The organism is Nocardioides sp. P5_C9_2 (genome assembly GCF_054049555.1).
On sequence record NZ_JBFUMD010000263.1, the window covers coordinates 1 to 5,433 of the forward strand.

Below are 5,433 nucleotides of genomic sequence, written 5' to 3' on the forward strand. Positions count from 1 at the left end.
GTCTACCACCTGCTCTCGATGACCCACAACCGCCGCATCCGGCTCGAGGTCGCGTGCCCCGACGCGGACCCGCACGTGCCCAGCCTGGTGAGCATCTACCCCACCAACGACTGGCACGAGCGCGAGACCTGGGACATGTTCGGGATCGTCTTCGACGGCCATCCCGCCATGACCCGGATCCTGATGCCCGACGACTGGCCGGGCCACCCGCAGCGCAAGGACTACCCCTTGGGCGGCATCCCCGTGGAGTACAAGGGTGGGTCCGTCCCGCCTCCCGACCAGCGGAGGAGCTACAACTGATGTCCACCGACCAGGATCTGTACGCCGACCCCAGCGACACCAGCCAGGGCAAGGTCTTCACCGTCACCGGCCAGGACTGGGACTCGATCACCCAGGGCCTGGGCGACGCCGCCGACGAGCGGGTCGTCGTCAACATGGGTCCGCAGCACCCGTCGACGCACGGGGTGCTGCGCCTGATCCTCGAGCTCGAGGGCGAGACGGTCACCGAGGCCCGCTGCGGCATCGGCTACCTGCACACCGGCATCGAGAAGAACATGGAGTACCGCTCCTGGGTGCAGGGCACGACGTTCTGCACCCGGATGGACTACCTCTCCCCGTTCTACAACGAGGCGACGTACGCCCTGGGCGTGGAGCGCCTCCTCGACATCGAGGACGACATCCCCGAGAAGGCCCAGGTCATGCGGGTCCTGCTCATGGAGCTCAACCGCATCTCCTCCCACCTGGTCTGCATCGCGACCGGGGGCATGGAGATCGGCGCCCTCACCGTCATGACCATCGGCTTCCGCGAGCGCGAGCTGGTGCTGGACCTCTTCGAGCTGATCACCGGCCTGCGGATGAACCACGCGTTCATCCGTCCCGGTGGCGTGGCCCAGGACCTCCCGCCCGGTGCCCTCGACGAGATCCGCGACTTCGTCGCCCTGATGAAGAAGCGTCTTCCCGAGTACGCCGCGCTGTGCAACGCCAACCCCATCTTCAAGGCCCGCCTCGAGGGCGTCGGCCACCTCGACCTGGCCGGCTGCCTGGCGCTGGGGCTCTCCGGCCCGCCGCTGCGCTCCACCGGCTACGCCTGGGACCTGCGCAAGACCCAGCCCTACTCCGGCTACGAGGACTACGACTTCGACGTCCAGACGTGGGACACGGCCGACGCCTACGGCCGCTTCCGGGTGCGCCTCGCCGAGATGGACGAGTCGCTCAAGCTCGTCGAGCAGGCGGCCCGCCGTCTCGCCGACCTCGAGGGCGCGCCGGTGATGGTCGCCGACAAGAAGATCGCCTGGCCCAGCCAGCTCGCGATCGGCTCCGACGGCATGGGCAACTCCCTCGACCACATCCGCCACATCATGGGCGAGTCGATGGAGGCGCTGATCCACCACTTCAAGCTGGTGACGGAGGGCTTCCGGGTCCCGGCAGGGCAGGCCTACGTCCCGATCGAGTCGCCGCGTGGCGAGCTCGGCGCCCACGTCGTCTCCGACGGTGGCACCCGGCCCTTCCGCGCCCACTTCCGCGACCCGTCCTTCACCAACCTCCAGGCGACGAGCGTGATGAGCGAGGGCGGCATGGTCGCCGACGTCATCGTCGCCATCGCCTCGATCGACCCCGTGATGGGAGGGGTCGACCGATGAATCACCCCACGGAGTTCTCGATCTCCTCCGCTTCGCTCCTCCGCTCGACAACTCCGAGGGGACCCCGATGACCTCGAACGACCCGACGACCGCCCCCGCCGTCGACCCCGGCCTGGCGGTCAGCACCGCCGACTACGCGGCGCCCAGCCCCGCGCGCTTCGGTGCCGACGACGGCGCGCTGCCCGCCGAGACCCTGGTCGAGCTGCGCCAGATCGCGGGCCGCTACCCCGAGGCCCGGTCCGGCCTGCTGCCGATGCTGCACCTCGTGCAGTCGGTGGAGGGCAGGGTGACGCCCGAGGGCATCCAGGCGTGTGCCGAGATCCTCGGCATCTCCGCGGCCGAGGTCAGCGGGGTCGCGACGTTCTACACGATGTACAAGCGCAAGCCGGTGGGCGACTACCTGGTCGGCGTCTGCACCAACACCCTGTGCGCGGTGATGGGCGGTGACCTGATCTTCGACCGGCTCAAGCAGCACCTCGACGTCGGCAACGACGAGACCAGCGCGGACGGCAAGGTCACCCTCGAGCACATCGAGTGCAACGCGGCCTGCGACTACGCCCCGGTGATGATGGTCAACTGGGAGTTCATGGACAACCAGACCCCGGAGTCCGCGGTCCGGGTCGTCGACGACCTGCGCGCCGGCACCGAGGTCCGCTCCACCCGTGGTCCGGCGCTGTGCACCTGGAAGCAGGCCGAGCGGGTGCTCGCCGGCTTCCCCGACGACCTCGCCGACGAGGGGCCTGCTGCCGGTCCCGCGTCCCTGGTGGGGCTGGGCATCGCGCGGGACAACGGCTGGACCGCCCCGGGTGGCCAGGCCGCCGGCCGCACCGCCGACGAGCCGGCCCGGGCCGCCGCGGGAGTCGACGGCAGCCACGAGGCCGACCGCCAGGACTCCGAGGGCGAGGTCCAGCGCTCCGACGCCGACCTCAAGCACGAGGACGACGTCCAGGGAACCGAGGAGGCGAAGTGACCAGCACCCTGACCCCGGTCCTCACCGACAACTGGGACGCCGAGCGCGCCTGGACACTGGCGTCGTACGAGCAGCGCGGCGGCTACGAGGCGATGCGCACGGCCCTGGCGATGGACCCCGATGCGATCATCGCCGCGGTCAAGGACTCCGGCCTGCGCGGTCGCGGCGGCGCGGGCTTCCCCACCGGCATGAAGTGGGGCTTCATCCCGCAGGACAACCCCAAGCCGAAGTACCTCGTGGTCAACGCCGACGAGTCCGAGCCGGGCACCTGCAAGGACATCCCGCTCATGATGGCCAGCCCGCACACGCTCGTCGAGGGCGTCATCATCAGCTCGTTCGCCATCCGTGCCAACCACGCGTTCATCTACGTGCGCGGCGAGGTGCTCCACGTCGTGCGTCGCCTCCAGCGGGCGGTCCAGGAGGCCTACCTCGCCGGTCACCTCGGCAAGGACATCCACGGCTCGGGCTACGACCTCGACGTCGTCGTGCACGCCGGCGCGGGTGCCTACATCTGTGGCGAGGAGACCGCGCTGCTCGAGGGGCTCGAGGGTCGCCGCGGCCAGCCGCGCCTGCGCCCGCCGTTCCCGGCGGTCGCCGGCCTCTACGCCAGCCCGACCGTCATCAACAACGTCGAGTCCATCGCGTCGGTGCCGAGCATCATCGGCCGCGGCGCGGAGTGGTTCGCCTCGATGGGCACCGAGAAGTCCAAGGGCTTCGGCATCTTCAGCCTCTCGGGCCACGTCACCCGCCCGGGCCAGTACGAGGCCCCGCTCGGCATCACGCTGCGCGAGCTGATCGACCTCGCCGGAGGCATCCGCGAGGGTCACGAGCTCAAGTTCTGGACCCCCGGCGGCTCGAGCACCCCGCTGCTCACCACCGAGCACCTCGACGTGCCCCTCGACTTCGAGGGCGTCGGCGCGGCCGGCTCGATGCTCGGCACGCGAGCGCTGCAGCTCTTCGACGAGACGACCTGTGTCGTGCGCGCCGTGCTGCGCTGGACCGAGTTCTACAAGCACGAGTCCTGCGGCAAGTGCACCCCGTGCCGCGAGGGCACGTGGTGGCTGGTGCAGACCCTGGCCCGCCTCGAGAGGGGGGAGGGGTCCGAGTCCGACCTCGACCTGCTGCTCGACCAGTGCGAGAACATCCTGGGCCGCTCGTTCTGCGCGCTCGGTGACGGCGCGACCAGCCCGATCTCCAGCTCGATCAAGTACTTCCGCGACGAGTACCTCGCCCACCTCTCCCACGGTGGGTGCCCGTTCGACCCGAACGCCTCGACGGCCTTCGCCCACACCGGAGCCAACGCATGACGACCACCCCGGCCAAGGTTGACCAGGTCACCCTCACCATCGACGGCGTCGAGGTCAGCGTCCCCAAGGACACGCTGGTCATCCGTGCCGCCGAGCAGGTCGGCGTCCAGATCCCGCGGTTCTGCGACCACCCGCTGCTCGCGCCCGTGGGCGCCTGCCGCCAGTGCCTCGTCGACATCCCGGACGCCGGCAACGGCAGGCCGATCCCCAAGCCGCAGGCCTCGTGCACGCTCACCGTCGCGGAGGGCATGGTCGTCAGCACCCAGGCCACCAGCCCGGTGGCCGACAAGGCCCAGCAGGGCGTGATGGAGTTCCTGCTCGTCAACCACCCGCTGGACTGCCCCGTCTGCGACAAGGGCGGCGAGTGCCCCCTGCAGAACCAGGCGATGTCCAACGGCCGCGGCGAGACCCGCTTCGAGGGCGTCAAGCGCACCTTCCCCAAGCCGATCAACATCTCGGCGCAGGTCCTGCTCGACCGCGAGCGCTGCATCGTGTGCCAGCGCTGCACCCGCTTCGCCGACGAGATCGCCGGGGACCCGTTCATCGCGCTGATCGAGCGTGGCGCGCAGCAGCAGATCGGCATCGCCGACGGGGCGCCGTTCCTGTCCTACTTCTCCGGCAACACCATCCAGATCTGCCCCGTGGGGGCGCTGACGAGCGCGGAGTACCGCTTCCGCTCGCGTCCCTTCGACCTCGTCTCCACGCCCGGCGTCGCCGAGCACGACGCCTGCGGCGCGGCCATCCGGGTCGACCACCGCCGCGGCAAGGTCATGCGGCGCCTGGCCGGCAACGACCCCGAGGTCAACGAGGAGTGGATCAGCGACAAGGACCGCTTCGCCTTCCACTACGCCCGGCAGGACGACCGCCTCACCCACCCGATGGTGCGCGAGGACGGGGTGCTCCGTCCTGCGTCGTGGCCCGAGGCCTTCGCCGTCGCCGCCCGTGGCCTGCACGCCGCCGGCAGCGCGGCCGTCCTCACCGGCGGTCGCCTGACCGCCGAGGACGCCTACGCGTACGCCAAGTTCGCCCGCGTCTCCCTCGGCACCCACGACATCGACTTCCGTGCCCGGCCGCACACCGCCGAGGAGGCCGACTTCCTGGCCTCCCGCGTCGCGCTCTCCATGGACGTCACGTACGACGACCTCGAGCGCGCGTCGGTCGTCGTGCTGGCCGGCCTGGAGCCCGAGGACGAGGCGGCGACGATCTTCCTGCGGCTCCGCAAGGCGTCCAAGGGCTCGACGAAGGTCGTCGCCCTCGCGCCCTACGCGACCCGTGGCCTGGGCAAGATGAACGGCCGTCTGGTCCCCACCGCCCCGGGCGAGGAGGCCGAGGCACTGCGCGCGCTGGCCGAGGACGGCACCACCGCCCTCGACTCCGGCGGCGTCATCCTGGTCGGCGAGCGCCTCGCCCAGCAGCACGGCGCCCTGACCGCCGCCCTCGAGCTGGCCCGCACCACCGGGGCCCGCCTCGCGTGGGTGCCGCGTCGCGCCGGGGACCGCGGCGCGGTCGAGGCCGG

5 protein-coding genes are annotated in these 5,433 nt (G+C 71.0%); all 5 read left to right on the forward strand.

Going from position 1 to position 5,433, the window contains the following annotated elements; translation table 11 throughout:
* Window positions 1–300, forward strand: a 300-nt coding sequence (locus ACXJKL_RS13425; protein WP_457207546.1) for an NADH-quinone oxidoreductase subunit C, incomplete at its 5' end; no start/stop codon positions are given.
* On the forward strand, window positions 300–1,640 hold the full coding sequence (locus ACXJKL_RS13430) for an NADH-quinone oxidoreductase subunit D (RefSeq protein WP_457207547.1): 1,341 nt from the start codon (window positions 300–302) through the stop codon (window positions 1,638–1,640). The genes ACXJKL_RS13425 and ACXJKL_RS13430, both read left to right, overlap by 1 nt.
* Before the next feature lie 67 nt (window positions 1,641–1,707).
* Entirely contained in the window at window positions 1,708–2,610 is a 903-nt protein-coding gene (gene nuoE / locus ACXJKL_RS13435) for an NADH-quinone oxidoreductase subunit NuoE (RefSeq protein WP_457207548.1), read from the forward strand.
* Entirely contained in the window at window positions 2,607–3,917 is a 1,311-nt protein-coding gene (nuoF, locus tag ACXJKL_RS13440; protein ID WP_457207549.1) for an NADH-quinone oxidoreductase subunit NuoF, read from the forward strand. Before nuoE ends, nuoF begins: the two co-directional genes overlap by 4 nt.
* A partial coding sequence (locus ACXJKL_RS13445) for an NADH-quinone oxidoreductase subunit G (RefSeq protein ID WP_457207550.1) occupies window positions 3,914–5,433 on the forward strand: 1,520 nt, incomplete at its 3' end. The genes nuoF and ACXJKL_RS13445, both read left to right, overlap by 4 nt.

Bases quoted from the DNA above. Each gene is read 5' to 3' on its own strand.
- ACXJKL_RS13430 (WP_457207547.1), top strand. From the start codon at position 300: ATGTCCACCGACCAGGATCTGTACGCCGACCCCAGCGACACCAGCCAG.
- nuoE (WP_457207548.1), top strand. From the start codon at position 1,708: ATGACCTCGAACGACCCGACGACCGCCCCCGCCGTCGACCCCGGCCTG.